The sequence below is a fragment of the Stenotrophomonas sp. JAI102 genome, from assembly GCF_013409105.1.
Taxonomy (GTDB): Bacteria; Pseudomonadota; Gammaproteobacteria; order Xanthomonadales; family Xanthomonadaceae; genus Stenotrophomonas; species Stenotrophomonas maltophilia_AA.
The window spans coordinates 216,510-240,789 of record NZ_JACCCI010000004.1; the positions used below are offsets into that span (position 1 = coordinate 216,510).

A 24,280-nucleotide genomic window follows, 5' to 3' on the forward strand; every position below is an offset into this window, starting at 1 on the left:
ACTACGACCATGACGAAGAAATATTCGTTGGGCTTCGTGGGCCGCAAGGCTGGCATGAGCCGCGTGTTCACCGAAGATGGCCAGGCCATCCCGGTAACCCTGATTGAAGCTACCCCGAACCGCATCGCGCAGATCAAGACCGTCGAAGCTGACGGCTACAGCGCCGTGCAGGTGACCGTCGGCGCGCGTCGCGCTGCCCTGGTCAACAAGCCGGAAGCCGGTCACTTCGCCAAGGCGAAGGTCGACGCGGGCCGTGGCCTGTGGGAATTCCGCGTTGAAGACGCGCAGCTCGGCGATTTCGCCGTTGGCGGCGAAGTCAAGGCGGACATCTTTGAAGTTGGCCAGAAGGTCGACGTCCAGGGTGTCACCAAGGGTAAGGGCTTCCAGGGCACCATCAAGCGCTACAACTTCCGTATGGGCGATGCAACCCACGGTAACTCGCTGTCGCATCGCGCGCCGGGTTCCTTGGGCCAGCGCCAGACGCCGGGTCGTGTTTTCCCGGGTAAGAAGATGTCCGGCCACATGGGTTCGGTGCAGCAGAGCACCCAGAACCTTGAAGTGGTGAAGGTCGATGTCGAACGTGGTCTGATCGCAATCCGTGGTGCCGTTCCGGGCGCAGCGGGTGGTGACGTGATCGTTCGTCCGGCTAGCAAGGCATAAGGAGAGATGACGATGGAACTCGTTATCACGGGTAGCAACAACAAGGTCTCGGTCTCCGATGCCGTGTTCGGTCGCGATTTCAGCGAAGATCTGGTTCACCAGGTCGTCGTTGCTTACCGCAACGCCGGTCGCGCCGGCACCAAGGCACAGAAGACTCGCTCTGAAGTGGCTGGTACCACCAAGAAGTCGAAGAAGCAGAAGGGCGGCGGCGCGCGTCATGGCGCACTGACGGCTCCGATCTTCGTCGGCGGTGGTGTCACCTTCGCGGCCAAGCCGCGCAGCTTCGAGCAGAAGGTCAACCGCAAGCAGTACCGTGCAGCCATGTGCGCGATCCTGTCCGAGCTGAACCGCCAGGGCCGTTTGACGATCGTGGAGTCCTTCGATGTCGAAGCGACCAACACCAAGTCGTTGATCGCCAAGCTGGCCGGCCTGGAAGTGGGCAAGCGTCCGCTGATCGTCACCGAAGATGCTTCCGAGCACCTGTACCTGTCGGCCCGCAACATTCCCTACGTGGAAGTGCGTGACGTGCAGGGCCTGGACCCGGTGTCGCTGGTCGGTGCCGACACGGTCGTCATCACCGCTGATGCGGTCAAGAAGGTCGAGGAGTGGCTGGCATGAGCAGCAACGAAAAAGTCTTCAGCGTGCTGCGCGCTCCGCGAGTCTCCGAAAAGACCGCGCGCCTGCAGGAACATTCCAACCAGTATGTCTTCGAAGTTTCGAACGAAGCCACCAAGGCCGATGTAAAGGCCGCGGTTGAGCAGCTGTTCGACGTCAAGGTCGAGTCGGTCAACGTGCTGAACGTGAAGGGCAAGAACAAGTCCTTCCGTAACCGCACCGGCCGCCGCGGCGATTGGCGCAAGGCGTACGTGCGTCTCGCCGATGGCCAGTCCATCGATGTAACGGCCAAGGCCTGAGGTCCATCCCATGCCATTGATGAAATTCAAACCCACTTCTCCCGGCCGTCGTTCGGCCGTGCGCGTGGTCACGCCCGATCTGCACAAAGGCGCGCCGCATGCTGCGCTGCTGGAGCCGCAGAGCAAGTCCGGTGGTCGTAACCACCACGGCCGCATCACCACCCGTCACGTGGGTGGTGGTCACAAGCAGCACTACCGTGTCATCGACTTCAAGCGCAACAAGGAAGGCATTCCGGCGCGCGTGGAACGCATCGAATACGATCCGAACCGCACCGCCCATATCGCCCTGCTGTGCTACGTCGACGGCGAACGCCGCTACATCATCGCACCGAAGGGCCTGAAGGCCGGTGACCAGGTGATCGCGGGTTCGGATGCGCCGATCAAGACCGGTAACACCCTGCCGCTGCGCAACATCCCGGTCGGTACCACTGTCCACGGCATCGAACTGAAGCCGGGCAAGGGTGCCCAGATCGCGCGTGCCGCCGGCGCTGCCGTGCAGCTCGTCGCTCGTGAAGGCATCTACGCCACCCTGCGCCTGCGCTCGGGTGAAATGCGTAAGGTGCCGGTCGAGTGCCGCGCCACCATCGGTGAAGTCGGCAACGACGAACACAACCTGGAAAAGCTGGGCAAGGCTGGCGCCAAGCGCTGGCGTGGTGTCCGCCCGACCGTTCGTGGTGCTGCCATGAACCCGGTTGACCATCCGCACGGCGGTGGTGAGGCGAAGGCCGGCCAGGGCAACCCGCATCCGGTCACCCCGTGGGGTGTCCCGACCAAGGGTTACAAGACGCGCCATAACAAGCGCACCCAGCAATTCATCGTCCGCGATCGTAGGGGCTAATCGACCATGGCACGTTCACTCAAGAAGGGCCCGTTTGTCGATCACCACCTCATCAAGAAGGTGGAAGCCGCTGCGGGTAGCAAGAAGCCGATCAAGACCTGGTCGCGCCGTTCGATGATCCTGCCGGAAATGGTAGGCGTCACCATCGCCGTTCATAACGGTAAGAACCACGTTCCGGTGCTCGTCAACGAGAACATGGTCGGCCACAAGCTCGGCGAATTTGCCATCACCCGGACCTTCAAGGGTCACGGTGGTGACAAGAAGTCGGGCAAGTAAGGAGAGATGACAATGGAAGCGAAAGCAATCCTGCGCTCCGCGCGCATCTCTGCGCAGAAAGCCCGCCTGGTCGCTGACCAGGTGCGTGGCCTGCCGGCCGAGCGTGCGGTCAACCTGCTGAAGTTCTCGGACAAGAAGGCTGCCCACCTGATCAAGAAGGTGGTGGAGTCGGCTATTGCAAACGCCGAGAACAACCAGGGCGCCGACGTCGACGAGCTGAAGGTACAGACCATCATGGTAGATGAAGGTCCGACCCTGAAGCGTTTCATGGCGCGGGCGAAAGGCCGCGGCACCCGCATCCTCAAGCGCACCAGCCACATCACTGTGGTTGTGGGCGCCGGCAAGTAAGCGGAAAGGAAAACACCATGGGTCATAAAGTTCATCCGATTGGTATCCGCCTCGGCATTTCCAAGGACTGGAACTCCAAGTGGTACGCCAACAAGGCCGAGTTCGCTGGTTATCTGGCAGCCGACCTGAAGGTGCGGGAAATGCTGCGCAAGAAGCTTGCGCAGGCCGGCATCAGCAAGATCCTGATCGAGCGTCCGGCAAAGACCGCTCGCGTGACGATCCACACCGCCCGTCCGGGCGTGGTGATCGGCAAGCGCGGTGAGGACATCGAGAAGCTGCGCAAGGAAGTGAGCGAAATGATGGGCGTCCCGGCGCACATCAACGTCACCGAAGTGCGTAAACCCGAGCTGGACGCACAGCTGGTTGCCGAGTCGATCGCGCAGCAGCTGGAGCGTCGCATCATGTTCCGCCGCGCGATGAAGCGTTCGGTCGGCAATGCGATGCGCCTCGGTGCCCTGGGCATCAAGGTCAACGTCGGTGGCCGCTTGAACGGCGCGGAAATCGCCCGTTCGGAGTGGTACCGCGAAGGCCGCGTGCCGCTGCATACGCTGCGTGCCGACATCGACTATGGCTTCGCTGAAGCCAAGACGACCTACGGCATCATCGGCATCAAGGTCTGGATCTACAAGGGCGAAGTCTTCGATTTCTCCCAGGTTGGCCAGGAAAAGCAGGACGACTCCCCGCGCAACGATCGTAACGATCGCGGCGACCGCGGTGACCGTCCGTCGCGCCCGGCTCGTGAAGCGAGGTAACGACAATGTTGCAACCCAAGCGAACCAAATACCGCAAGGTACACAAGGGCCGTAACGATGGTCTGAGCTGGAGCGGCAACGCTGTCAGCTTCGGCGAATACGGCCTGAAGGCAACCGCTCATGGTCAGCTGACCGCGCGTCAGATCGAAGCGGCCCGCCGCTCGATCAGCCGCTACGTCAAGCGCGGCGGCAAGATGTGGATCCGAGTGTTCCCCGACAAGCCGATCACCAAGAAGCCCATCGAAGTCCGAATGGGTTCTGGTAAGGGCAACGTGGAGTACTGGGTAGCCCAGATCCAGCCCGGCCGCATGATCTATGAAATCGAAGGCGTCGCGGAAGACGTGGCACGTGAGGCGTTCCGCCTGGCGGCCGCCAAGCTCTCCGTGACCACCACTTTCGTGACCCGGACGGTGCTCTGATGGATATCAAACAACTTCGCGAAAAGTCGGCTGACGACCTGAAGAGCCACCTGATCGACCTGCGTAAGGAGCAGTTCTCGCTCCGTATGCAGCAGGTCACTGGCCAGCTGCCGAAGACCCACGAAACCCGCCGGGTTCGCCGCGAGATTGCTCGCGTCAAGACCCTGCTCGGCAGCACCAAGTAAGGATGGCCGCGATGAGCGAAAATACTGAAAACAAAACGCTGCGTACGGTCGAAGGCCGTGTCGTCAGCAACAAGATGGACAAGACGGTCACCGTGCTGGTGGAACGCCTGGTCAAGCACGCCCTGTACGGCAAGTACATCAAGCGTTCGACCAAGCTCCATGCACACGACGCCGACAACACCTGCAACGAAGGTGATGTCGTCCGCGTGACCGAGATTGCTCCGATGTCCAAGACCAAGAACTGGCGCGTGGTGGAAGTCATCACGCGTGCGGCTCAATAAGGAGATCTGAATCATGATCCAGATGCAGAGCTACCTCGAGGTCGCGGACAATTCCGGTGCCAAGGAAGTGATGTGCATCAAGGTGCTGGGCGGCTCCAAGCGTCGCTACGCCCACATCGGTGACATCATCAAGGTCACCGTGAAGGATGCGATCCCGCGCGGCAAGGTCAAGAAGGGTGAAGTGTTCGACGCCGTCGTGGTGCGTACCCGCAAGGGTGTGCGTCGCGCCGACGGTTCGCTGATCCGTTTCGACGCCAACGCTGCGGTCCTGCTCAACAACAAGCAAGAGCCGATCGGCACCCGCATCTTCGGACCGGTGACGCGTGAACTTCGTACCGAGAAGTTCATGAAGATCGTCTCGCTCGCTCCCGAAGTGCTGTGAGCGACAGGAGATAATCATGGCTAACCGTATCAAGAAGGGCGACCAGGTCGTCGTCAACACCGGCAAGGACAAGGGCAAGCAGGGCGAAGTCGTCCGCGTCGACGGCGATCGTGTGATCGTCGCCAACGTGAACATCGTCAAGCGCCACACCAAGCCGAACCCGCAGGCAGGCGTTGCCGGCGGCGTGGTCGAGCGTGAAGCGTCGATCCATATCTCCAACGTGAATGTGCTGAACCCGGCTTCGGGCAAGGGCGAACGCGTTGGTTTCAAGGTGCTGGAGGATGGACGCAAACTGCGTGTGTTCCGCTCCAGCGGTGAGGCGCTCGACGCCTGAGGATGCGCTGATGAATACCCGTCTCGAAAAGTTTTACAAGGAAGAAGTGGTGCCGGCGCTGATGAAGCAGTTCGGCTACACCAATCCGATGCAGGTTCCGAAGCTGGTCAAGGTCACCCTGAACATGGGTGTCGGCGAAGCAGCCACGAACAAGAAGATCCTGGAAAATGCCGTCGCCGACATGGCCAAGGTCTCCGGTCAGAAGCCGATCGTGACCAAGTCCCGCGTCTCGGTGGCATCGTTCAAGATCCGCGATGGTTGGCCGATCGGCTGCAAGACCACGCTGCGTCGTGAAAAGATGTACGAGTTCATGGACCGTCTGATCAACATCTCGTTGCCGCGCGTGCGCGACTTCCGTGGTGTGTCGGGTCGTTCCTTCGACGGTCGTGGCAACTTCAACATGGGTGTGAAGGAACAGATCATCTTCCCGGAAATCGACTTCGACGCTGTCGACGCGATCCGCGGCATGGATATCGCCATCACCACCACCGCCAAGACCGATGCGGAAGCGAAGGCGCTGCTCGCAGCGTTCAAGTTCCCGTTCCGTAACTGATACGTCGAGGAATCCGAAATGGCAAAGACCTCCATGGTCAACCGCGACCTCAAGCGTGCGAAGCTGGCCGTCAAGTACGCCGGCAAGCGTGAAGAGCTGAAGAAGATCATCTCCAGCGCGACCGCTTCGTACGACGAAAAGGCCGAGGCCGTCATCAAGCTGCAGAAGCTGCCGCGCGATTCGTCGCCGAGCCGTCACCGCAACCGTTGCGAGCTCTCGGGCCGCCCGCGTGGCGTGTACAGCAAGTTCGGCCTGGGTCGCAACAAGCTGCGCGAAGCCACCATGCGTGGTGACGTGCCGGGCCTGCGCAAGGCCAGCTGGTAAGGGATTCGTCCCTTCAACTGCCCGGCGCCTTCACGGTGCAGGGCAGGGGAGAGGGGCCGGTTTACCGGCCCTGATCCCGGATTAAGGGAGCCCGACGCAAGTCGGGCTCTTTTTGCCGTATACTCCCGCGTCTTGCTCGCCCGCAAGGCGTGAGCAGTGTGTGAAGACGGGCCCTGGCCCATTCCAGGTAGACACAAGATTTTCGCGAAAGCGGATATCGGTGCACTCAAAGGTATCGACTATGAGCATGACTGATCCCATCGCCGACCTGCTGGTACGCATCAAGAATGCGGCCGCGGTTGGCAAGCAGACGGTGAAAGCACCGTCGTCCAAGATCAAGGTGGCAATCGCAGAGGTGTTGAAGGCCGAAGGCTACATCACCGATCTGCGCGTGACCAAGATCGAGAACAACAAGGCCGAGCTTGAAATCGTCCTGAAGTATTTCGAGGGCAAGCCGGTCATCGAGACCCTGAAGCGCTTCTCGCGTTCGGGTCTGCGCCAGTACCGTGGCAAGTCCGAGCTGCCGAAGGTCCTCAACGGCCTGGGTATCTCCATCATCTCCACCTCCAAGGGCATCATGACTGATGCGCAGGCGCGCCAGTTGGGCGTCGGCGGCGAAGTCCTGTGCTTCGTGGCCTAAGGCGAGAAGGAACCAACTATGTCCCGCGTAGCCAAGAAGCCAGTCAACCTGCCCAAGGGCGTTGAACTGAACATCCAGCCGGAATCCGTCAGCGTGAAGGGCCCGAAGGGCACCCTGTCGCTTGTCAAGGTTGCTGGCGTTGAAATCACTGTCGACAACGGCGTTGCCACCCTGGCCGCCAACGATGCCTCGCTGGTCGCCCTCACCGGCACCGTGCGCGCCATCCTGGCCAACATGGTCAAGGGCGTCACCGAAGGCTTCGAGCGCAAGCTTGAGCTGGTCGGCGTCGGTTACCGTGCCGCCATGCAGGGCAAGGATCTGAACCTGTCGCTCGGGTTCTCGCATCCGGTCCTGTTCGTGGCGCCGGAAGGCATCACCATCTCGACCCCGACCCAGACCGAAGTGCTGGTCCAGGGCACCGACAAGCAGCGCGTTGGCGAAGTTGCCGCCAAGATCCGTGGCTTCCGTCCGCCGGAGCCCTACAAGGGCAAGGGTGTGAAGTACGCCGGCGAAGTCATCATTCGTAAGGAAGCCAAGAAGGCCTAATTCAGGTCCTCAGCTTTCCAAGGAAAAAGATCATGAACAAGAACATCGCTCGTCTGCGTCGTGCCAAGTCGACCCGTGCACACATCCGTGTGCTCGGCGTGCCGCGCCTGTCGGTGCTGCGCACCGGCCAGCACCTGTACGCCCAGGTCTTCACCGCCGATGGCTCCAAGGTGCTGGCGTCGGCCAACACCACCCAGGCCGACGTCAAGGAAGGCCTGAAGAACGGCAAGAACAGCGACGCCGCCACCAAGGTCGGCAAGCTGGTCGCCGAGCGCGCCAAGGCTGCGGGCATCGAGAAGGTCGCTTTCGACCGCTCGGGCTACCGCTACCACGGTCGCATCAAGGCACTGGCTGATGCAGCCCGCGAAGGCGGCCTGCAGTTCTAAGGGATAAGGAAGCGGGGCTGGTCCCCGCTTCCACCTGCCTGCCGGCGCGGGTTGCGCCGGGCGACGTCCTTCTTCTGCAGGGGCTCTCGAATCACCGCTCCATCTCACAGCTATAAGCGGCCCTGAGCCGTACATACTCAATCAATCAAGGAATCAACATGGCAGAAGAACGTCAGCAGCGGGGTCGCGATCGCGATCGCCGCGAAGAGAAAGTCGACGACGGCATGATCGAGAAGCTGGTCGCGGTCAACCGCGTCAGCAAGACCGTCAAGGGCGGTCGCCAGTTCACCTTCACCGCACTGACCGTGGTCGGTGACGGCGCAGGCAAGGTCGGTTTCGGTTACGGCAAGGCGCGCGAAGTGCCGGTCGCCATCCAGAAGTCGATGGAACAGGCTCGCAAGAACCTGGCCGATGTCGATCTGAACAACGGCACGTTGTGGCACCCGGTGAAGTCCGGCCACGGCGCAGCCCGCGTGTTCATGATGCCGGCCTCCGAAGGTACCGGTGTGATCGCCGGTGGTGCCATGCGCGCCGTCCTGGAAGCCGTTGGTGTCAAGAACGTGCTGGCCAAGGCCGTCGGTTCGCGCAACCCGATCAACCTGGTTCGCGCCACGCTGAAGGGTCTGAGCGAAATGCAGTCGCCGGCCCGCATCGCGGCCAAGCGCGGCAAGAAGGTGGAGGATCTCAACCATGGCTAATGAAACCGTCAAGACCGTCAAGGTCCGCCTGGTGGCTGGCCTGCGTGGCACCCAGTCGCGTCACCGCCTGTCGGTGCGTGCCCTGGGCCTGAACAAGCTCAACGATGTGCGTGAACTGAAGGACAGCCCGCAGGTTCGCGGTCTGATCAACAAGGTCCACTACCTCGTCAAGGTTGAGGAATAATCCAATGACCATGCATCTGAATGAATTGAGCCCGGCACCGGGCGCTCGCAAAGAGCGTACCCGCGTCGGTCGTGGTATCGGCTCCGGCCTGGGCAAGACCTGCGGCCGCGGCCACAAGGGTTCGTTCGCCCGTAAGGGTGGCGGCAAGATCAAGGCGGGCTTCGAAGGCGGCCAGACCCCCATGCAGCGTCGTCTGCCGAAGGTCGGTTTCCGTTCCAAGATCGCCAAGGACACTGCTGAAGTGCTGTCCTACCAGCTTGAGCGTCTGGAAGCTGGCGAGATCGACTTTGCCGCGCTGCGCGCTGCCAAGCTGGTCCCGAGCACCGCTAAGCGTGCCAAGATCGTCATGAAGGGTGACCTGACCAAGGCCTTCACCCTGAAGGGCGTCGCTGCAACGGCCAGTGCCAAGGCCGCGATCGAAGCTGCCGGCGGCAGCGTACAGGAGTAAGACATGGCGCAAGCTGGCATTGGTAACCTCGGCGGCGGGCTCGGCAAGTTCACGGAACTCCGCCAGCGACTGCTGTTCGTCATCGGGGCATTGATCGTCTACCGCATCGGCTGTTATGTGCCGGTGCCTGGCGTCAATCCCGATGCCATGCTTGCGCTCATGCAGGCGCAGGGCGGCGGCATCGTGGACATGTTCAACATGTTCTCGGGCGGCGCCCTGCACCGTTTCAGCATTTTCGCGCTGAACGTGATGCCGTACATCTCGGCATCCATCGTGATGCAGCTGGCGGTCCACATCTTCCCGGCATTGAAGTCGATGCAGAAGGAAGGTGAGTCGGGTCGTCGCAAGATCACCCAATATTCCCGCATCGGCGCCGTGTTCCTGGCGGTGGTGCAGGGCGGCAGCATCGCGCTGGCGCTGCAGAACCAGGTGTCCCCGGGCGGTGCCCCGGTCGTCTACGCACCGGGCATGGGCTTCGTGCTCACCGCCATCGTCGCGCTGACCGCCGGTACCATCTTCCTGATGTGGGTTGGTGAGCAGGTGACCGAGCGCGGCATCGGCAACGGTGTGTCGCTGATCATCTTCGCCGGCATCGTCGCCGGCCTGCCGGGCGCGGTCATCCACACCGTGGAAGCCTACCGCGACGGCAACATGAGCTTCATCGCCCTGCTGCTGATCGTGCTGGTGGTGCTGGCCTTCACCTACTTCGTGGTGTTCGTCGAGCGCGGCCAACGCCGCATCACGGTGAACTACGCACGTCGCCAGGGTGGCCGCAACGCGTACATGAACCAGACCTCGTTCCTGCCGCTGAAGCTGAACATGGCGGGCGTGATCCCGGCCATCTTCGCCTCGAGCATCCTGGCATTCCCGACGACGCTGGCCATGTGGTCCGGCCAGGCCAGTTCGGCCACGTGGCTGCAGAAGGTCGCCAATGCCCTAGGGCCGGGCGAGCCGCTGCACATGATCGTGTTCGCCGCGCTGATCAGTGGTTTCGCGTTCTTCTACACCGCGCTGGTGTTCAACTCGCAGGAAACCGCCGACAACCTGAAGAAGTCGGGCGCGCTGATTCCGGGCATCCGTCCGGGCAAAGCCACCGCCGACTACGTGGATGCCGTGCTGACCCGCCTGACCGCGGCCGGTTCGCTGTACCTGGTGATCGTCTGCCTGCTGCCGGAAATCCTGCGCACCCAGCTCGGCGCCTCGTTCTACTTCGGCGGCACCTCGCTGCTGATCGTGGTGGTGGTGGTGATGGACTTCATTGCCCAGATCCAGGCGCACCTGATGTCGCACCAGTATGAGAGCCTGTTGAAGAAGGCCAACCTGAAGGGCGGCAACCGCGGCGGTTTTGCCCGCGGCTGATTGACCTGTTACACTAGTCTTCTTGTTGCGAAGGCCCTCCGGTTCCCGGACTGGCCTTCCAAATCGAAGGGCGGCCCCCGCAGCGGTTTCGGGTGGGGGTGTGATGTGGTGGTCCTGCGCGGGAGTAGCGCAGGCGACGGCGAGGGCAACCTCTGCAGTCAACGACATCCGGCGCCGGAGCATGGGCACACTCCCCACGCCGGGTCCATGGAACCGCCAGGTTCCACGGGCTTCAAAGTAAACCGAGACCTTGATAGAATCGCACGTTCATTTTTTGATCCATCCTGCCGGATTGGCGCGCCCATGGTGCGCTGTCGGCCATCACTCAGCTGGAGAACCGCGTCATGGCGCGTATTGCAGGCGTCAACCTGCCAGCCCAGAAGCACGTCTGGGTCGGGTTGCAAAGCATTTACGGCATCGGCCGTACCCGTTCGAAGAAGGTCTGCGACGCCGCAGGCGTGACCTCGACCACCAAGATCCGCGATCTGTCGGAGCCGGAAATCGAGCGTCTGCGTCTCGAAGTCGGCAAGTACATCGTGGAAGGCGATCTGCGCCGTGAAATCGGTATCGCGATCAAGCGCCTGATGGATCTGGGCTGCTACCGCGGTCTGCGTCACCGTCGCGGTCTGCCGCTTCGTGGCCAGCGCACCCGTACCAACGCCCGCACCCGCAAGGGCCCGCGCAAGGCGATCAGGAAGTAAGGGACCTAAGAAATGGCTAAGCCCGTCGCTAAGACCAAGAAGAAGATCAAGCGCGTCGTCACTGACGGCGTCGCCCACGTCCACGCTTCTTTCAACAACACCATCGTGACCATCACCGACCGTCAGGGCAATGCTCTGTCGTGGGCGACCTCCGGTGGCGCTGGCTTCCGCGGTTCGCGTAAGTCCACCCCGTTCGCTGCCCAGGTGGCTGCCGAGAAGGCCGGCCGTGCCGCGCTCGACTACGGCGTCAAGTCCCTGGAAGTCCGCATCAAGGGCCCGGGTCCGGGTCGTGAGTCGGCCGTGCGCTCGCTGAACAACGTGGGCTACAAGATCACCAACATCATCGACGTGACGCCAATCCCGCACAACGGGTGCCGTCCGCCGAAGAAGCGTCGCGTCTAAAGGAGCGATAAGAAATGGCTCGTTATATCGGTCCTACCTGTAAGCTCGCCCGCCGCGAAGGCGCCGACCTTTCCCTCAAGAGCCCGGCGCGCGCGCTGGACTCCAAGTGCAAGCTGGAGCAGAAGCCCGGCCAGCACGGCGCCACTGCCCGTAAGGGCAAGCTGTCCGACTACGCTACCCAGCTGCGTGAAAAGCAGAAGGTCAAGCGTATCTACGGTCTGCTGGAGCGTCAGTTCCGCAACTACTACAAGAAGGCCTCGACCAAGAAGGGCAACACCGGCGAGAACCTGCTGCAGTTGCTGGAAACCCGTCTTGACAACGTCGTTTACCGCATGGGCTTCGCAGTGACCCGTCCGGCTGCCCGTCAGCTGGTCTCGCACCGCGGTGTCACCGTGAACGGCAAGTCGGTCAACCTGGCTTCGTACCAGGTCAAGGCTGGCGACGCCGTCGCTCTGTCCGAGAAGGCTGCCAAGCAGCTGCGCGTCCAGGAAGCCCTGACCGTGTCTGCCACGCATGACCTGCGTCCGTCGTGGGTTGAAGTGGATTCCGGCAAGTTCGCCGGCATCTTCAAGGCCGTGCCGGATCGTTCGGACCTGCCTGCGGATATCAACGAAGCGCTGATCGTCGAGTTGTATTCGAAGTAATTCACATTGGAGAACCTCCGGGTCACACCGGAGGTTCGCAGGAGAACCCGCAACATGACGGTTACCGCCAACCAGGTTCTGCGTCCTCGCGGTCCGCAGATCGAACGCCTTACCGATACCCGCGCCAAGGTCGTCATCGAACCCTTGGAGCGTGGTTACGGGCATACGCTGGGCAACGCCCTGCGTCGCGTGCTGCTGTCGTCCATCCCGGGCTTCGCCATCACCGAAGTGGAAATCGATGGCGTACTGCACGAGTACACCACGCTTGAAGGCTTGCAGGAGGACGTGCTGGAAGTCCTGCTCAACCTGAAGGATGTGGCCATCCGCATGCATACCGGTGACAACGCTACGCTGTCGCTGTCCAAGCAGGGTCCGGGTGTCGTGACCGCTGCCGATATCAAGATCGACCATAACACCGAGATCCTCAATCCGGATCATGTGATCTGCCATCTCACCAAGGATGTGGCGATCAACATGCGTCTGAAGGTCGAGCGCGGTTTCGGCTATCAGCCGGCTGCTGCCCGTCGTCGTCCGGATGAAGAAACCCGTGCCATCGGCCGTCTGGTTCTGGACGCCTCGTTCTCGCCGGTCCGTCGCGTCGCCTATTCGGTGGAAGCGGCCCGCGTTGAACAGCGTACCGATCTGGACAAGCTGGTGCTGGACATCGAAACCAACGCCACGATCGATGCCGAGGAAGCCGTGCGCACTGCCGCCGACATCCTCAGCGATCAGCTGTCGGTCTTCGGTGACTTCACCCACCGCGACCGCGGTGCAGCCAAGCCGGCCAACAACGGCGTGGATCCGGTGCTGCTGCGCCCGATCGACGACCTGGAACTGACCGTGCGTTCGGCCAACTGCCTCAAGGCAGAGAGCATCTATTACATCGGCGATCTGATCCAGAAGACCGAAGTGGAGCTGCTCAAGACCCCGAACCTCGGCAAGAAGTCGCTGACCGAGATCAAGGAAGTCCTCGCACAGCGCGGTCTTTCGCTTGGCATGAAGCTGGAGAACTGGCCGCCGGCCGGTGTCGCCCAGCACGGCATGCTCGGCTGATCCAGCGCTACGCAAGATGCTTGACCCCGCACCTTCGGGTGCGGGGGCTTCACCCGCAACACCCCGCACCGACAGGTCGATAGCCTGCGGTGACGGCCAGCCAGGACGGCTGGCACCGGACCATCCGCAGTCCAAGCAGCAACGCCAGGATGGCGACAGCGATACCCAACCGATCCAACATTCACTTCAGGAATCACCGTCATGCGTCATATGAAGTCCGGTCGTAAGTTCAACCGTACCAGCGCCCATCGCGAAGCGATGTTCAAGAACATGGCTGCGTCGCTGTTCAAGCACGAGCTGATCAAGACCACCCTGCCGAAGGCCAAGGAACTGCGCCGCGTTGCCGAGCCGCTGATCACCCTGGCCAAGGTTGATTCGGTTGCCAACCGTCGTCTGGCGTTCGCTCGCCTGCGCGACAACGAAGCCGTTGGCAATCTGTTCACCACCCTGGGCCCGCGTTACGCGACCCGTCCGGGCGGTTACCTGCGTCTGCTGAAGTGCGGTTTCCGCGCTGGCGACAATGCGCCGATGGCTTACGTGGAGCTGGTCGATCGTCCGGCTGCCGTGGCTGAGGCCGTCGAAGAGTAATCTTCGAGCTACACCCGTAATTCGGTGAAGAACCCGGCCTTGTGCCGGGTTTTTCCGTTTCCGGGGGTTGGATCATCGCGACGGGGACGGGGACGGGGACGGGGACGGGGACGGGGACGGCGACGGCAACCGCAACCGCAACCGCAACCGCATGCTGCCGCGAGCGATGCGGGGGGGGCGTCGGCGCGGGTGGGTTGGCGGGACACGCCGTGAATCCATCCATGGAGGCTCATGTCGCGCCATCCATGGCGCTCATGGTCCCGCCAACCCACCCGCGCCAACGCCTGCATACATGGTCGGTGCGCATGGGGTGAAGCGGAGCATGCGCCTCTCGATGCGTGGGTAGTGCCGGCCGCTGGCCGGCTCCGCAGTACCGTCGCTACGTTCGGGTGGTTCCGCTTGGTGTACGGAACACGCTGTCCGGTCCGCTGCGCCGATGGTCGGCAGGTGCGCATGGACGTGGGCGGTCACGGCCCTGTTAATCTTGGGGCCTGGACTTTCACGAGTGTTGGCAATGAATCCATTGCGTTGGAGTTTCCGCGCCCAGTTCCTGCTGGGGTTCCTGGTCTGCGCGGCGCTGTTGGGGTATGCGATCTTCCTGCAGTTGAAGATGGGGCTGGAGCCGTGTCCGTTGTGCATTTTCCAGCGGATTGCGTTCGCGGCGCTGGGCCTGCTGTTCCTGATCGGGGCGCTGCATGGTCCGCGCGATCCGGCTGGGCGGAAGACGTATGGGGTGCTGGCTTTCATCGCGGCGGCGGTCGGGATCGGCATTGCCGGCCGGCATGTGTATGTGCAGCTGCTGCCGCAGGACATGGGCTCGAGCTGTGGGCCGCCGTTGAGCTTCCTCAGTGAGACGATGGGGCCGTTCGAGGTGTTCCGGACGGTGCTGACCGGTACCGGCAACTGCGGCAATATCGATTGGCAGTTCCTGGGCCTGACGATGCCGATGTGGAGCCTGGTGTGGTTTGCGGCGTTGGCGGTGTGGGCGCTGGTGACGGCGTTCCGTGCACGTCGGCGCCACTGAGGCCGGTCAGATCCGCCACCCGACCTGGCACGCGTTGCGCGGCCAGGTCGGGTGCGGCGGTCAGGGCTCCGCTCAGAAGTCCTGCTGCAGGCTGAGGTAGGCGCCGCGGCGGGGGCCCCATTGTGGGGCGAAGACGCCGATGCCGCCGCCGTCGCGCAGTGGGTAGCTGCGGTCCAGTGCGTTGACCAGGGCGAGCTGTGCGTGCAGCGGGTGGCCGCTGTCGGCGTTGAAGTCGTGGGCCGCGCTGAGGTTGAGCTGGAGGTAGGCGGGGAGTTCGCCGCCGTTGGGGACGCCGTCGGTGTCCGAGCGCAGGCCGCTGCCGAACACGTAGTCGGCGCCCAGCCGGTTGTGGCCGGCGAAGGCGTAGCTGATGCCGCCCGACGAGGTCAGTTTCTGGTCGTGGTCCAGGTGGATCCAGTTGTTCTGGACGTAGGCCAGTGCCTCGGGATCGAGGTTGTACTGGCCGGTGATGACCTGCTTGCCCATGGCCTTGTTGTAGGCGGCGTTGATGTAGGCGCTGAGCGGACCGTGGCTGTAGTCGGCGCTGAACTCGACGCCGTGGATGTGGCCCAAGCGGTAGTTGAAGGTGGAGTAGATGTAGGCGGCGCCGAACTGGCCTTCGTCCTGCAGGCGGTCGACCTTGCGGTCGTAGGCGTCCAGGCCGAGGGTGAGGTGTTCGCCGACCTGCTGGGAGACGCCGATGTCGTAGTAATCGCTGCGCTCGGAGAGTGGGGTGGTGCTGCCACCGGCCGGTTGCTGGTTGGTGGTGCCGTCGTAGAGGGCGATGTCGCTGCTGGCCACCAGTTCGCTTGCCGGCGGGGTGAAGTAGCGCGCGTAGCCGGCATGCACGGTGGTGCTGTCGCTGGCATTCCAGACGACGCCCAAGCGCGGGCTGAGCTGGCCTTCGGTGCCACCGAAGGCGGTGTAGCGGTCGCCGCGCAGGCCGTAGTTGACCGTCCAGTCCGCGCCGATCCGCCATTCGTCCTGCAGGTAGACCGCGGTGGTGGTGGCGTTGAAGGCGCTCGCCTCCGGGATGCGCCGTGGCGTGGTGCTGGCCTGCTGGCCGTCGGCGTCGACCGGGAACACCCAGGTGTCGCTGCCGGCCCGGGCGCGTTCGGCGTTGACGTACAGGCCATAGCGCAGCGTGTGGTTTTCACCGAGCGGAGTGGAGACATCGGCCTGCACGGTGTCGGCGCGATTGCTGCGCTCCACCTGCGAGGCGACGCCGTTGAAGATCAGGTCGCCGGCGAGGTCCGGGCGGAAGGACAGGTCGCTGTACCGCTGGCCGGCCGAGACCTGGTACGCCGTACTGCCCAGCGAGCCCTGCAGCACCAGCATGCCGAAGCGGGTGGTCTCGCGCTGGTTCTCGTCCAGCGCGGCCGAGTCCGCGTTGACGGTATCGAGGTAGCCGAACTGCGGCGTCTGGCCAGGGTTGACCGGGATCTGGAAGCGGTTGTTGGAGACGCCGGCGAACAGGCTCAGGCGCGTGTCTTCGTTGACCAGGTAGGTCAGGTCGGCAAACGCCTTGCCCTGGTGGGTGTCATCGTGGTCCGGCCTGCGCGAGGCGGTGGGGTTTTCCATGCCGGCCTGGTTCTGGTCGTAGTTGCCGGTCAGGTATCCACTCCAGCGGCCCTGGCTGCCCCACCACGAGGCGTTGGGGTTGAGCTTGCCGTAGGCGCCGGCGGTGAGGCCGGCGCTGCCCCCATTGCCCAGCTCGGCGCCGCTGCGGGTGGTGATGTCCACCACGGCGGCGGTGCGTTCGCCGAACTGCGCGGGGAGGGCGCCGTCCATCAGGCGGATGCTCTTGATCGCGCGGGCGTCCAGGGTCTGGCCGAAGCCGGAGATCGATTCGGGCAGCAGGACGCCGTTGAGCCGGTACTGGAGATTGGCGTGGTCGCCGCGCACGTGGACGCCGCCGTAGGAGTCCTGGACCACCCCGGGCGCCTGCAGCAGCACCTGGTTCAACGGGGTGGAGGCGCCCAGCGGCAGGTGCTGGATGTCTTCGGCGGTGATCTGGTACTGGCTGCTGCCGATATCCGGCGACAGCGCGTTGCGCGCCTGGTCGAGCTGGGCGCTGACGGTGACCGCGTCCAGATCGGTGACCGCGGGGGCCGGGGCGCCGCTGGCGGGGGCGGCGGCGAGGGCGGGCAGGCCGGTCAGGGCCAGGGAAACAGCAATACCGGTAGCAAGCAGGGAGGGCTTCATGGGGATGGCTTGGCTGGGCAAAGGGAGGAGGGGCCGGCCTGGCGAGTGTTACTCCGTAACAAATCATGCGCCTGTCCCGCGCCGGTGGACCATGCGCGATCTGGCCGATCGCCGTGGCCTTTCTTCGGCGTTCAGCCTTGCCCGGCATGGCCGCCCCTTTGCGTCGGGGGCGCGCTCTGCGACCATGACCGGCCCCACACCCCGGAAGTCCGTGATGAGCCTGTCCGCCCCGCCCGTAGCCGATCCCGCCGCGACCGCTGTCGACGCTGCCTGGTCGCCGGAGAGCTGGCGTGGCAAGCCCGCGCTGCAGCTGCCGACCTATCCGGACCCGCTGGCGCTGGATGCCGCCCTGCACGAGCTGAAGCGGCTGCCGCCGCTGGTGACCTCCTGGGAGATCCTGGCGCTCAAGCAGCAGCTGGCCGAGGCCCAGGAGGGCAAGCGCTTCCTGCTGCAGGGCGGTGATTGCGCGGAGAACTTCAGCGACTGCGAATCCACCACCATCTCCAACCGGCTGAAGGTGCTGCTGCAGATGAGCCTGGTGCTGGTGCACGGCATGCGCAAGCCGGTGATCCGGGTCGGGCGCTTCGCCGGGCAGTACGCCAAGCCGCGCTCGGCCGATACCGAAACCCGCGACGGCGTGACCCTGCCGAGCTACCGCGGCGACGTGATCAATGCGCCGGAGTTCACCGAAGCGGCCCGCCTGCCGGACCCGCGCCGGATGCTGCAGGCGCACGCGCACTCGGCGATGACGATGAACTTCGTGCGCGCGCTGATCGATGGCGGCTTCGCCGATCTGCACCACCCCGAGTACTGGAACCTGGAGTGGGTGCGGCATTCGCCGCTGGCCACCGACTACCAGAAGATGGTGTCCTCGATCGGCGATGCGGTGCGTTTCATGGAGACGCTGTCCGGCGCGCAGGTGTACAACCTCAACCGGATCGACTTCTACACCTCGCACGAAGCGCTGCTGCTGCCGTACGAGCAGGCGCTGACCCGCCAGGTGCCGCGCCAGCAGGGCTGGCTGAACCTCAGTACGCATTACCCGTGGATCGGCATGCGCACCGCCGCACTGGATGGCGCGCACGTGGAATACCTGCGTGGGGTGCGCAATCCGATCGCGATCAAGGTCGGGCCGTCGGTGCAGCCGGACCAGCTGCTGCGTCTGATCGATGTGCTCAATCCCGATGACGAGCCGGGCCGCCTGAGCTTCATCCACCGCATGGGCGCGGCGCAGATCGCCGAGAAACTGCCGCCGCTGTTGAACGCGGTCAAGCGCGATGGCCGGCGCGTGCTGTGGGTGTGCGATGCGATGCATGGCAATACCGAGAGCACCAGCAACGGCTACAAGACGCGTCGTTTCGACAACGTGCGTGGCGAGGTCGAGATGTCCTTCGACCTGCACGCAGCGGCCGGCACCCGGCTGGGCGGCGTGCATCTCGAGCTGACCGGTGAGGACGTGACCGAATGCACCGGCGGGGCACGTGAGCTGACCGAGCGCGATCTGGAGCGTGCCTATCGCTCCTCGGTGGATCCGCGCCTGAACTACGAACAGTCGCTGGAGATCGCGATGGCGATCGTGCGCAAGCAGGCGCACTACGCCGACTGATATCGGTGCGTGTCCTCGACACGCACCTTACATTCGCCTGACACCATGGTCATGGCGGCATCGGCATCCTGTGGACTTCCCCGCGAAGAACACAGGAGCGTGCCGTGACCGTCGACTGGCAGCAGGCAGCGCTGTATCTCTGGCCCATCTCGATCGCGCTGGCGATCGGGATCAGCGGCTGGTGGTTGCTGATGGCGTTGACGCGTCGTCTGAAAGACCGTGATTACCGCCGTGCCCGCATCGCGCGGGTGATCAGCCGGCCCTTGGCGTTCGCGCTGCCGCTGTTGCTGCTGATTCCGGCCCTGGAGGCCACGCCGCTGCAGGAGCACCGGCTCGAGCAGGCACTGCGGCTGCTGCATATCGGCCTGACCGGCTGCTTCATCTGGCTGCTGGTACGCGCGGTGGCCGCGGGCGAGCAGGCGATCCTGCGCGATCACCCGATGGAGGTGGCCGACAACCTCGAGGCACGCCGCATCCAGACCCAGACCCGGGTGCTGAGCCGTGTGCTGATGGGCGCGATCATCCTGGTGGGTGTGTCGCTGATCCTGCTGACGTTTCCGATGGTGCGCCAGATCGGCACCGCGCTGCTGGCCTCGGCCGGCATCATCGGGCTGGTCGCGGGCATCGCGGCCAAGCCGGTGTTCGGCAACCTGATCGCCGGTCTGCAGATCGCGTTGACCCAGCCGATCCGGCTGGACGATGTGGTCATCGTCGAGGGCGAATGGGGCCGCGTGGAAGAGATCAACAGCAGCTACGTGGTGGTGCGGATCTGGGATGCGCGGCGGATGGTGGTGCCGCTGACCTGGTTCATCGAACACCCCTTCCAGAACTGGACCCGGCGCAGCGCCGATCTGCTTGGCACCGCGTTCCTGTGGCTGGATTACACCGCGCCGATCCCGGCGATCCGCGCCGAACTGGAGCGGATCTGCAAAGGCGAGGCGCTATGGGATGGCCAGGTCTGCGTGACCCAGGTGACCGAAACCAGCGAGCACACGCTGCAGGTGCGTCTGCTGGTGAGCGCGCGCAACTCTGGTGATGCCTTCGACCTGCGCTGCATCGTGCGCGAGCGCATGCTCGACTTCCTGGCACGCGAGCATCCGCAGGCACTGCCGCGCACCCGTGCCGAGCTCAACCAGGAAGCCACGCCGACGCGCCGCGCGCGTTCGCAGCCAGCCGAGGATGTGCGCTCGCCCGGTGCCGAGGATGGTGAGCCGGCGATCCTGCCGGACCCGGGCGATGCGACCCGGTAGGTACCGACCGTTGGTCGGTACACGCCCTCAGGGTGCGACCCCGTTCGTCAGCAGGGTATCGGTCTGGAACCGCGGCGGACGGCGTGCGCGGGTCCGTTGCTCATAGGCGTAGCCCAGCTCGATCAGGCGCGGCTCGCTCCACGCCGTCCCCATGAACAGCAGCCCCAGCGGCAGGCCGTCCACGTGCGCCATGGGCACGGTCAGGCTAGGGTAGCCGGCCACCGCCGCGGCGCTGTAGCTCTCGCCGGGAAAGTCATCGCCGCTGCCCGGCCGGATCGGCCATGCCACGCCGGTGGTCGGTGCCACCAGCGCATCCAGCTTCTGTTCGCGCAGCACCGCATCGATGCCTTCCGGGCCGGCCAGCCGGCGGGCATCGCTGCGCGCGCGGATGTACTCGGGCGTACCCAGGCCGCCCATCGTCGCGGCGGTGTCCATCAGGTCCTGGTCGAACAGCGCCAGTTCCTTGCCCGCATGCTGGCGGTTCCAGGCGATCACGTCGTCCAGGTTGCGCACCGGCGCCCGGTAGGTCGTGAAGTAGCGCTGCAGCCCGGCCTTGAACTCGTGCATGAGGACGATCCGTTCGGCGTCCTGCCACTGGCCCTGGGTCGGCAACTGCACCGGCACCACGGTCGCGCCGGCATCGCGCAGCACGGCCACGGCATGCTGCAGGGCCGGGGCGATGCCCGGCGTCTGCATCAGGTCGCCGTACAGCACGCCGATCCGCGCGCCGCGGAGGCCATCGGCGTTCAAGCGCGAGGTGTAGTCGTAGACCGCACGTCCGGGCATGGTCGCGGTGGCCGGGTCGGCCTCGTCGCGGCCGGCCATGGCGGTCAGCAGGGCGGCTGCGTCGGCCACGCTGCGGGTCATCGGGCCGGCGGTGTCCTGGCTGAAGGAAATCGGGATGATGCCCTCGCGGCTGACCAGTCCGACCGTCGGCTTCAAGCCGACCACGCCGTTGACCGCGGCCGGGCAGACGATGCTGCCGTCGGTCTCGGTGCCGATCGCCGCCACCGCGAGATTGGCCGAGACCGCCACCGCGCTGCCGCTGCTGGAGCCGCACGGGTTGTGGCTGAGCCGGTACGGATTGCGGGTCTGGCCGCCGCGGGCACTCCAGCCCGAGATCGATCGGCTGGAGCGGAAGTTGGCCCACTCGCTCAGGTTGGTCTTGCCCAGGATCAGCGCGCCGGCCGCGCGCAGGCGCTGGACCAGGAACGCATCGTCCGGGCGGAACCCATCCAGGGCCAGCGAGCCGGCGGTGGTGCTCATGGGGCTGGCGCCGATGTTGTCCTTGAGCAGCAGCGGGATGCCGTGCAGCGGGCCACGCAGCTGGCCCTGGCGACGCTCGGCGTCCAGCTGTGCAGCCTCGCGCAGCGCATCGGGGTTGAGCTCGATGATCGCGCGCAGGCGTGGGCCGGCCCGGTCGAGGCGGGCGATGCGGTCCAGGTAGGCGCGGGTCAGGGTGACGCTGTCCAGCTCGCCGCTGGCCATGCGCGACTGCAGATCAGCGATGTCGGCTTCGGCGTAGGCAAACGGAAGCGTGGCGACCGGTGAGGGCGCAGGCGCAGGCGATTCACGGGCATGCAGGGGCGCCGGGCCCGGGCTGCAGCCGGCCAGCGCGATGAGCATCAGCGATGTCAGTGTCAGGCGCATGCCTGTCCCCCCGAACCGGCCGTCAGGCTAACCAGCGCGGGCGTCGCTTGGCAACTCAAGCCGTTTGGGCGGCCGTGCCATGGCGTTTGCGGATATCGCGGGCGAGCACGCCGACCACGATCAGATTGATCACCAGCACCGTCCACGAGGCCCAGCCCGGGTGACGGAGAATGGCGTAGATATCGAACGGCAGGTAGATGCCGGCAGTGACGCAGCCCAGCCAGGAGGCCCAGGCCTTGGCGCGCCAGAGGCCCCAGGCCTCGAAAAGGTGCAGGACGCCGTAAGCGACCATTGCAGCAGCCGCCAGATGCACTGCATCGGGGCTGATCATGTTGAGCAGCGAGGGCAGGGTGCCGTGATCCGGGTCCAGACTGAACCGGCGGATCAGGGCATTGACCGCATCGCGCAGGGGCTGCGGGCCGAGCATTTCCAGCCCGGTCGCAGCCAACAGCGCCAGAACCGCCTTGCTGGCTTCCAGCAAGGCGATCAGGTGAAGCCCCGGATGCTGGTGAGGATCCGGGTTGTAGGGCTTGTCGATCACGACAATGGGTCCGATCAGCCGCCGCGCGATGCCTTCTTGCGGTCGCTTTCGGTCAGGCCCTTCTTGCGCAGGCGGATTTCCTTCGGGGTGATCTCGACCAGCTCGTCGTCTTCGATGAAGTCCAGGGCCTGTTCCAGCGAGTACTTGATCGCCGGGGTCAGCTGGATCGCATCGTCCTTGCCCGAAGCGCGCATGTTGGTCAGCGGCTTGGTCTTGATCGCGTTGACGGTCAGGTCGTTGTCCTTGGAGTGGATGCCGACCAGCTGGCCTTCATACACGTTGTCGCCTTCAGCAGCGAACAGCTTGCCGCGTTCCTGCAGCGGGCCCAGGGAGTACGCCGGGGTGGCACCCGGGGCATTGGCGATCATCACGCCGTTCTGGCGCTTGGCGATCGAACCCTGTTCCTTCGGACCGTAATGGTCGAACACGTGGAACAGCAGGCCCGAACCCTGGGTCAGGGTCTTGAACTCGTTCTGGAAACCGATCAGGCCACGGGCCGGGATCTGGTATTCCAGGCGGACACGGCCCTTGCCGTCCGGCTCCATGTTCTTCAGCTGGCCCTTGCGGGTGCCCAGCTTTTCCATGACGCCGCCCTGGTGCTGTTCTTCGATGTCCACCACCAGCTGCTCGATCGGCTCCATGGCCTGGCCGTCGATCTGCTTGATGATCACTTCCGGACGCGACACGGCCAGCTCGTAGCCTTCACGACGCATGTTCTCGATCAGCACCGACAGATGCAGTTCGCCACGGCCGGAAACCAGGAACTTGTCGGCGTCTTCCAGCTGTTCGACTTTCAGGGCCACGTTGTGGACCTGCTCGCGATCCAGGCGGTCCTTGATCTGGCGGCTGGTCAGGAACTTGCCACCGGACAGGTCCTTGTTGCCGGCGAACGGCGAGTTGTTGACCTGGAAGGTCATCGAGATCGTCGGTTCATCGACGGTCAGCGCCGGCAGGGCTTCCGGGGTATCCGGGTGGCACAGGGTGTCGGAGATGGTCAGTTCCGGAATACCGGAGATGGCGACGATGTCGCCGGCTTCGGCGGTGTCCTGCTCGATGCGCTCCAGGCCCAGGAAGCCCAGCACCTGCGCGACCTTGCCGTTGCGCTTCTTGCCTTCACGATCGATGACCGCGACCTGCATGTTCTTCTTCAAGGTGCCGCGCTGCACGCGGCCGATGCCGATCACGCCCACGAAGTTGTTGTAGTCCAGCTGGCTGATGCGCATCTGGAACGGACCTTCCGGGTCCACTTCCGGCATCGGCGCGTGCTGCATGATCGCTTCGTACAGCGGGGTCATGTCGCCGTCGCGCACGGTGTCTTCCAGGCCAGCGTAGCCGTTCAGGGCCGAGGCGTAGACGATCGGGAAGTCCAACTGCTCATTGGTGGCGCCGAGCTTGTCGAACAGGTCGAAGACCTGGTCGATCACCCAATCCGGACGCGAGCCCGGACGGTCGACCTTGTTGACCACGACGATCGGCTTGAAGCCCATCGCGAAGGCCTTCTGGGTCACGAAGCGGGTCTGCGGCATCGGGCCGTCCATCGCGTCGACGAGGATCAGCACGGTGTCGACCATCGACAGCACGCGCTCCACTTCGCCGCCGAAGTCGGCGTGTCCCGGGGTGTCGACGATGTTGATCCGGTTCTTGATACCGGTCTTCTTGTCTTCCCAGGTGATGGCCGTGTTCTTGGCCAGGATGGTGATGCCGCGTTCCTTTTCCTGGTCATTGCTGTCCATCACGCGCTCGGCGAGCACGGTGCGCTCGGAGAGGGTGCCGGACTGCTTGAGCAGCTGGTCGACGAGGGTGGTCTTACCGTGGTCGACGTGGGCGACGATGGCGATGTTGCGAAGATTTTCGATAGACATGCGAAAGGGGGCCAGTCGGCGCCGGATTTGGAAAAAGAAGTCCAACATTATACGGCCAAGATGACCAATCGCGAAAAGTGCGTCGCAAGCCTTGCCGGACGGGCATTCAGGTAGTGCCGGCCGCTGGCCGGCAACCCCATGATCTCCGGCAGGTTCTGCCTGGCTGCCGGCCAACGGCCGGCACTGCCGCTGTCCCTGAGGCATTCAGCAAAGCGTTTCCGTGTCGG

Annotated in this window: 33 protein-coding genes; 29 read left to right on the forward strand and 4 right to left on the reverse strand. The window is 64.3% G+C overall.

Annotated elements, in window-relative coordinates; translation table 11 throughout:
- Positions 1-9 precede the first annotated feature (9 nt).
- The 27 genes from rplC to HDC96_RS16135 all read left to right on the forward strand — a co-directional run bounded on the left by rplC (position 10) and on the right by HDC96_RS16135 (position 14,939).
- Positions 10-660 carry a 50S ribosomal protein L3 gene (gene rplC / locus HDC96_RS16005; RefSeq protein ID WP_019186145.1) on the forward strand — a complete coding sequence of 217 codons (651 nt, stop codon included), beginning with the start codon at positions 10-12 and terminating at the stop codon, positions 658-660.
- A gap of 12 nt (positions 661-672) precedes the next feature.
- Complete coding sequence (rplD, locus tag HDC96_RS16010) at positions 673-1,278, forward strand: 50S ribosomal protein L4 (RefSeq protein WP_128095571.1); 606 nt, start codon at positions 673-675, stop codon at positions 1,276-1,278.
- On the forward strand, positions 1,275-1,574 hold the full coding sequence (gene rplW / locus HDC96_RS16015) for a 50S ribosomal protein L23 (protein ID WP_019186147.1): 300 nt from the start codon (positions 1,275-1,277) through the stop codon (positions 1,572-1,574). The genes rplD and rplW overlap by 4 nt, the downstream gene beginning before the upstream one ends.
- A 10-nt stretch (positions 1,575-1,584) precedes the next feature.
- Positions 1,585-2,412 carry a 50S ribosomal protein L2 gene (gene rplB / locus HDC96_RS16020; protein WP_017355408.1) on the forward strand — a complete coding sequence of 276 codons (828 nt, stop codon included), beginning with the start codon at positions 1,585-1,587 and terminating at the stop codon, positions 2,410-2,412.
- Positions 2,413-2,418: 6 nt separating this feature from the next.
- Complete coding sequence (rpsS, locus tag HDC96_RS16025; RefSeq protein WP_019186148.1) at positions 2,419-2,688, forward strand: 30S ribosomal protein S19; 270 nt, start codon at positions 2,419-2,421, stop codon at positions 2,686-2,688.
- 12 nt (positions 2,689-2,700) lie between these two features.
- Entirely contained in the window at positions 2,701-3,036 is a 336-nt protein-coding gene (gene rplV / locus HDC96_RS16030) for a 50S ribosomal protein L22 (protein ID WP_017355410.1), read from the forward strand.
- 17 nt (positions 3,037-3,053) lie between these two features.
- Positions 3,054-3,788 carry a 30S ribosomal protein S3 gene (rpsC, locus tag HDC96_RS16035; RefSeq protein WP_121042874.1) on the forward strand — a complete coding sequence of 245 codons (735 nt, stop codon included), beginning with the start codon at positions 3,054-3,056 and terminating at the stop codon, positions 3,786-3,788.
- A 5-nt stretch (positions 3,789-3,793) separates the two neighbouring features.
- The gene (gene rplP, locus HDC96_RS16040) at positions 3,794-4,207 is read left to right on the forward strand and encodes a 50S ribosomal protein L16 (RefSeq protein ID WP_019186150.1); all 414 of its coding nucleotides are present in this window, start codon (positions 3,794-3,796) and stop codon (positions 4,205-4,207) included.
- Complete coding sequence (rpmC, locus tag HDC96_RS16045; RefSeq protein WP_019186151.1) at positions 4,207-4,392, forward strand: 50S ribosomal protein L29; 186 nt, start codon at positions 4,207-4,209, stop codon at positions 4,390-4,392. Before rplP ends, rpmC begins: the two co-directional genes overlap by 1 nt.
- 11 nt (positions 4,393-4,403) lie before the next feature.
- Complete coding sequence (rpsQ, locus tag HDC96_RS16050; RefSeq protein ID WP_176990875.1) at positions 4,404-4,673, forward strand: 30S ribosomal protein S17; 270 nt, start codon at positions 4,404-4,406, stop codon at positions 4,671-4,673.
- A 13-nt stretch (positions 4,674-4,686) separates the two neighbouring features.
- A complete protein-coding gene (gene rplN / locus HDC96_RS16055; protein ID WP_038690286.1) occupies positions 4,687-5,055 on the forward strand; it encodes a 50S ribosomal protein L14 in 369 nt (122 codons plus the stop codon).
- Positions 5,056-5,071: 16 nt separating this feature from the next.
- Positions 5,072-5,389, forward strand: coding sequence for a 50S ribosomal protein L24 (gene rplX / locus HDC96_RS16060; protein ID WP_017355416.1), 318 nt, complete (start codon positions 5,072-5,074; stop codon positions 5,387-5,389).
- Between the two features lie 10 nt (positions 5,390-5,399).
- Complete coding sequence (rplE, locus tag HDC96_RS16065; protein WP_176990876.1) at positions 5,400-5,942, forward strand: 50S ribosomal protein L5; 543 nt, start codon at positions 5,400-5,402, stop codon at positions 5,940-5,942.
- A gap of 18 nt (positions 5,943-5,960) precedes the next feature.
- Positions 5,961-6,266, forward strand: coding sequence for a 30S ribosomal protein S14 (gene rpsN / locus HDC96_RS16070; protein WP_121042878.1), 306 nt, complete (start codon positions 5,961-5,963; stop codon positions 6,264-6,266).
- A 241-nt stretch (positions 6,267-6,507) separates the two neighbouring features.
- Positions 6,508-6,906 carry a 30S ribosomal protein S8 gene (rpsH, locus tag HDC96_RS16075; protein ID WP_019186156.1) on the forward strand — a complete coding sequence of 133 codons (399 nt, stop codon included), beginning with the start codon at positions 6,508-6,510 and terminating at the stop codon, positions 6,904-6,906.
- Between the two features lie 18 nt (positions 6,907-6,924).
- Positions 6,925-7,452 (forward strand): 50S ribosomal protein L6, encoded by a 528-nt coding sequence (rplF, locus tag HDC96_RS16080; RefSeq protein ID WP_176990877.1) that lies wholly within the window; start codon positions 6,925-6,927, stop codon positions 7,450-7,452.
- A 32-nt stretch (positions 7,453-7,484) separates the two neighbouring features.
- Complete coding sequence (rplR, locus tag HDC96_RS16085; RefSeq protein WP_121042882.1) at positions 7,485-7,838, forward strand: 50S ribosomal protein L18; 354 nt, start codon at positions 7,485-7,487, stop codon at positions 7,836-7,838.
- 158 nt (positions 7,839-7,996) lie between these two features.
- Entirely contained in the window at positions 7,997-8,536 is a 540-nt protein-coding gene (gene rpsE / locus HDC96_RS16090; RefSeq protein WP_179460851.1) for a 30S ribosomal protein S5, read from the forward strand.
- Positions 8,529-8,720 (forward strand): 50S ribosomal protein L30, encoded by a 192-nt coding sequence (rpmD, locus tag HDC96_RS16095; RefSeq protein ID WP_019186160.1) that lies wholly within the window; start codon positions 8,529-8,531, stop codon positions 8,718-8,720. Before rpsE ends, rpmD begins: the two co-directional genes overlap by 8 nt.
- 4 nt (positions 8,721-8,724) lie before the next feature.
- Positions 8,725-9,168, forward strand: coding sequence for a 50S ribosomal protein L15 (rplO, locus tag HDC96_RS16100; RefSeq protein WP_019186161.1), 444 nt, complete (start codon positions 8,725-8,727; stop codon positions 9,166-9,168).
- Positions 9,169-9,171: 3 nt separating this feature from the next.
- Complete coding sequence (gene secY / locus HDC96_RS16105; protein WP_176990879.1) at positions 9,172-10,527, forward strand: preprotein translocase subunit SecY; 1,356 nt, start codon at positions 9,172-9,174, stop codon at positions 10,525-10,527.
- A 344-nt stretch (positions 10,528-10,871) separates the two neighbouring features.
- Positions 10,872-11,228, forward strand: coding sequence for a 30S ribosomal protein S13 (rpsM, locus tag HDC96_RS16110; RefSeq protein ID WP_019186163.1), 357 nt, complete (start codon positions 10,872-10,874; stop codon positions 11,226-11,228).
- A 12-nt stretch (positions 11,229-11,240) separates the two neighbouring features.
- Positions 11,241-11,630 carry a 30S ribosomal protein S11 gene (gene rpsK, locus HDC96_RS16115; protein WP_017355427.1) on the forward strand — a complete coding sequence of 130 codons (390 nt, stop codon included), beginning with the start codon at positions 11,241-11,243 and terminating at the stop codon, positions 11,628-11,630.
- A gap of 14 nt (positions 11,631-11,644) precedes the next feature.
- Positions 11,645-12,274 (forward strand): 30S ribosomal protein S4, encoded by a 630-nt coding sequence (rpsD, locus tag HDC96_RS16120; protein ID WP_019186164.1) that lies wholly within the window; start codon positions 11,645-11,647, stop codon positions 12,272-12,274.
- 54 nt (positions 12,275-12,328) lie between these two features.
- A complete protein-coding gene (rpoA, locus tag HDC96_RS16125; protein ID WP_176990880.1) occupies positions 12,329-13,327 on the forward strand; it encodes a DNA-directed RNA polymerase subunit alpha in 999 nt (332 codons plus the stop codon).
- A gap of 201 nt (positions 13,328-13,528) precedes the next feature.
- Positions 13,529-13,915, forward strand: a complete 387-nt coding sequence (rplQ, locus tag HDC96_RS16130; RefSeq protein WP_123728453.1) for a 50S ribosomal protein L17 — start codon at positions 13,529-13,531, stop codon at positions 13,913-13,915.
- A gap of 514 nt (positions 13,916-14,429) precedes the next feature.
- Positions 14,430-14,939: a disulfide bond formation protein B gene (locus tag HDC96_RS16135; protein ID WP_070426690.1), complete on the forward strand. Its 510-nt coding sequence runs from the start codon at positions 14,430-14,432 to the stop codon at positions 14,937-14,939.
- Positions 14,940-15,011: 72 nt separating this feature from the next.
- Here the strand turns inward: HDC96_RS16135 and HDC96_RS16140 are convergent, their stop codons facing one another.
- Positions 15,012-17,144: a TonB-dependent receptor gene (locus HDC96_RS16140; RefSeq protein WP_179460852.1), complete on the reverse strand. Its 2,133-nt coding sequence runs from the start codon at positions 17,142-17,144 to the stop codon at positions 15,012-15,014.
- A gap of 214 nt (positions 17,145-17,358) precedes the next feature.
- On the opposite strand from HDC96_RS16140, the gene HDC96_RS16145 reads away from it, so the two are divergent.
- Together HDC96_RS16145 and HDC96_RS16150 are read left to right on the forward strand one after the other, a co-directional pair.
- Positions 17,359-18,750 (forward strand): 3-deoxy-7-phosphoheptulonate synthase class II, encoded by a 1,392-nt coding sequence (locus HDC96_RS16145; protein WP_179460853.1) that lies wholly within the window; start codon positions 17,359-17,361, stop codon positions 18,748-18,750.
- Positions 18,751-18,854: 104 nt separating this feature from the next.
- The gene (locus HDC96_RS16150; RefSeq protein ID WP_179460854.1) at positions 18,855-20,000 is read left to right on the forward strand and encodes a mechanosensitive ion channel domain-containing protein; all 1,146 of its coding nucleotides are present in this window, start codon (positions 18,855-18,857) and stop codon (positions 19,998-20,000) included.
- Between the two features lie 27 nt (positions 20,001-20,027).
- Here HDC96_RS16150 and HDC96_RS16155 read toward each other — a convergent pair whose 3' ends face one another.
- From HDC96_RS16155 to typA, 3 genes are read right to left on the reverse strand one after another with little or no spacing between them, the layout of a single operon-like run.
- Complete coding sequence (locus HDC96_RS16155) at positions 20,028-21,650, reverse strand: amidase (protein WP_179460855.1); 1,623 nt, start codon at positions 21,648-21,650, stop codon at positions 20,028-20,030.
- Between the two features lie 55 nt (positions 21,651-21,705).
- Complete coding sequence (locus HDC96_RS16160; protein WP_179460856.1) at positions 21,706-22,191, reverse strand: DUF2127 domain-containing protein; 486 nt, start codon at positions 22,189-22,191, stop codon at positions 21,706-21,708.
- 14 nt (positions 22,192-22,205) lie between these two features.
- Positions 22,206-24,053, reverse strand: a complete 1,848-nt coding sequence (gene typA / locus HDC96_RS16165; protein ID WP_121042902.1) for a translational GTPase TypA — start codon at positions 24,051-24,053, stop codon at positions 22,206-22,208.
- Positions 24,054-24,280 lie beyond the last annotated feature (227 nt).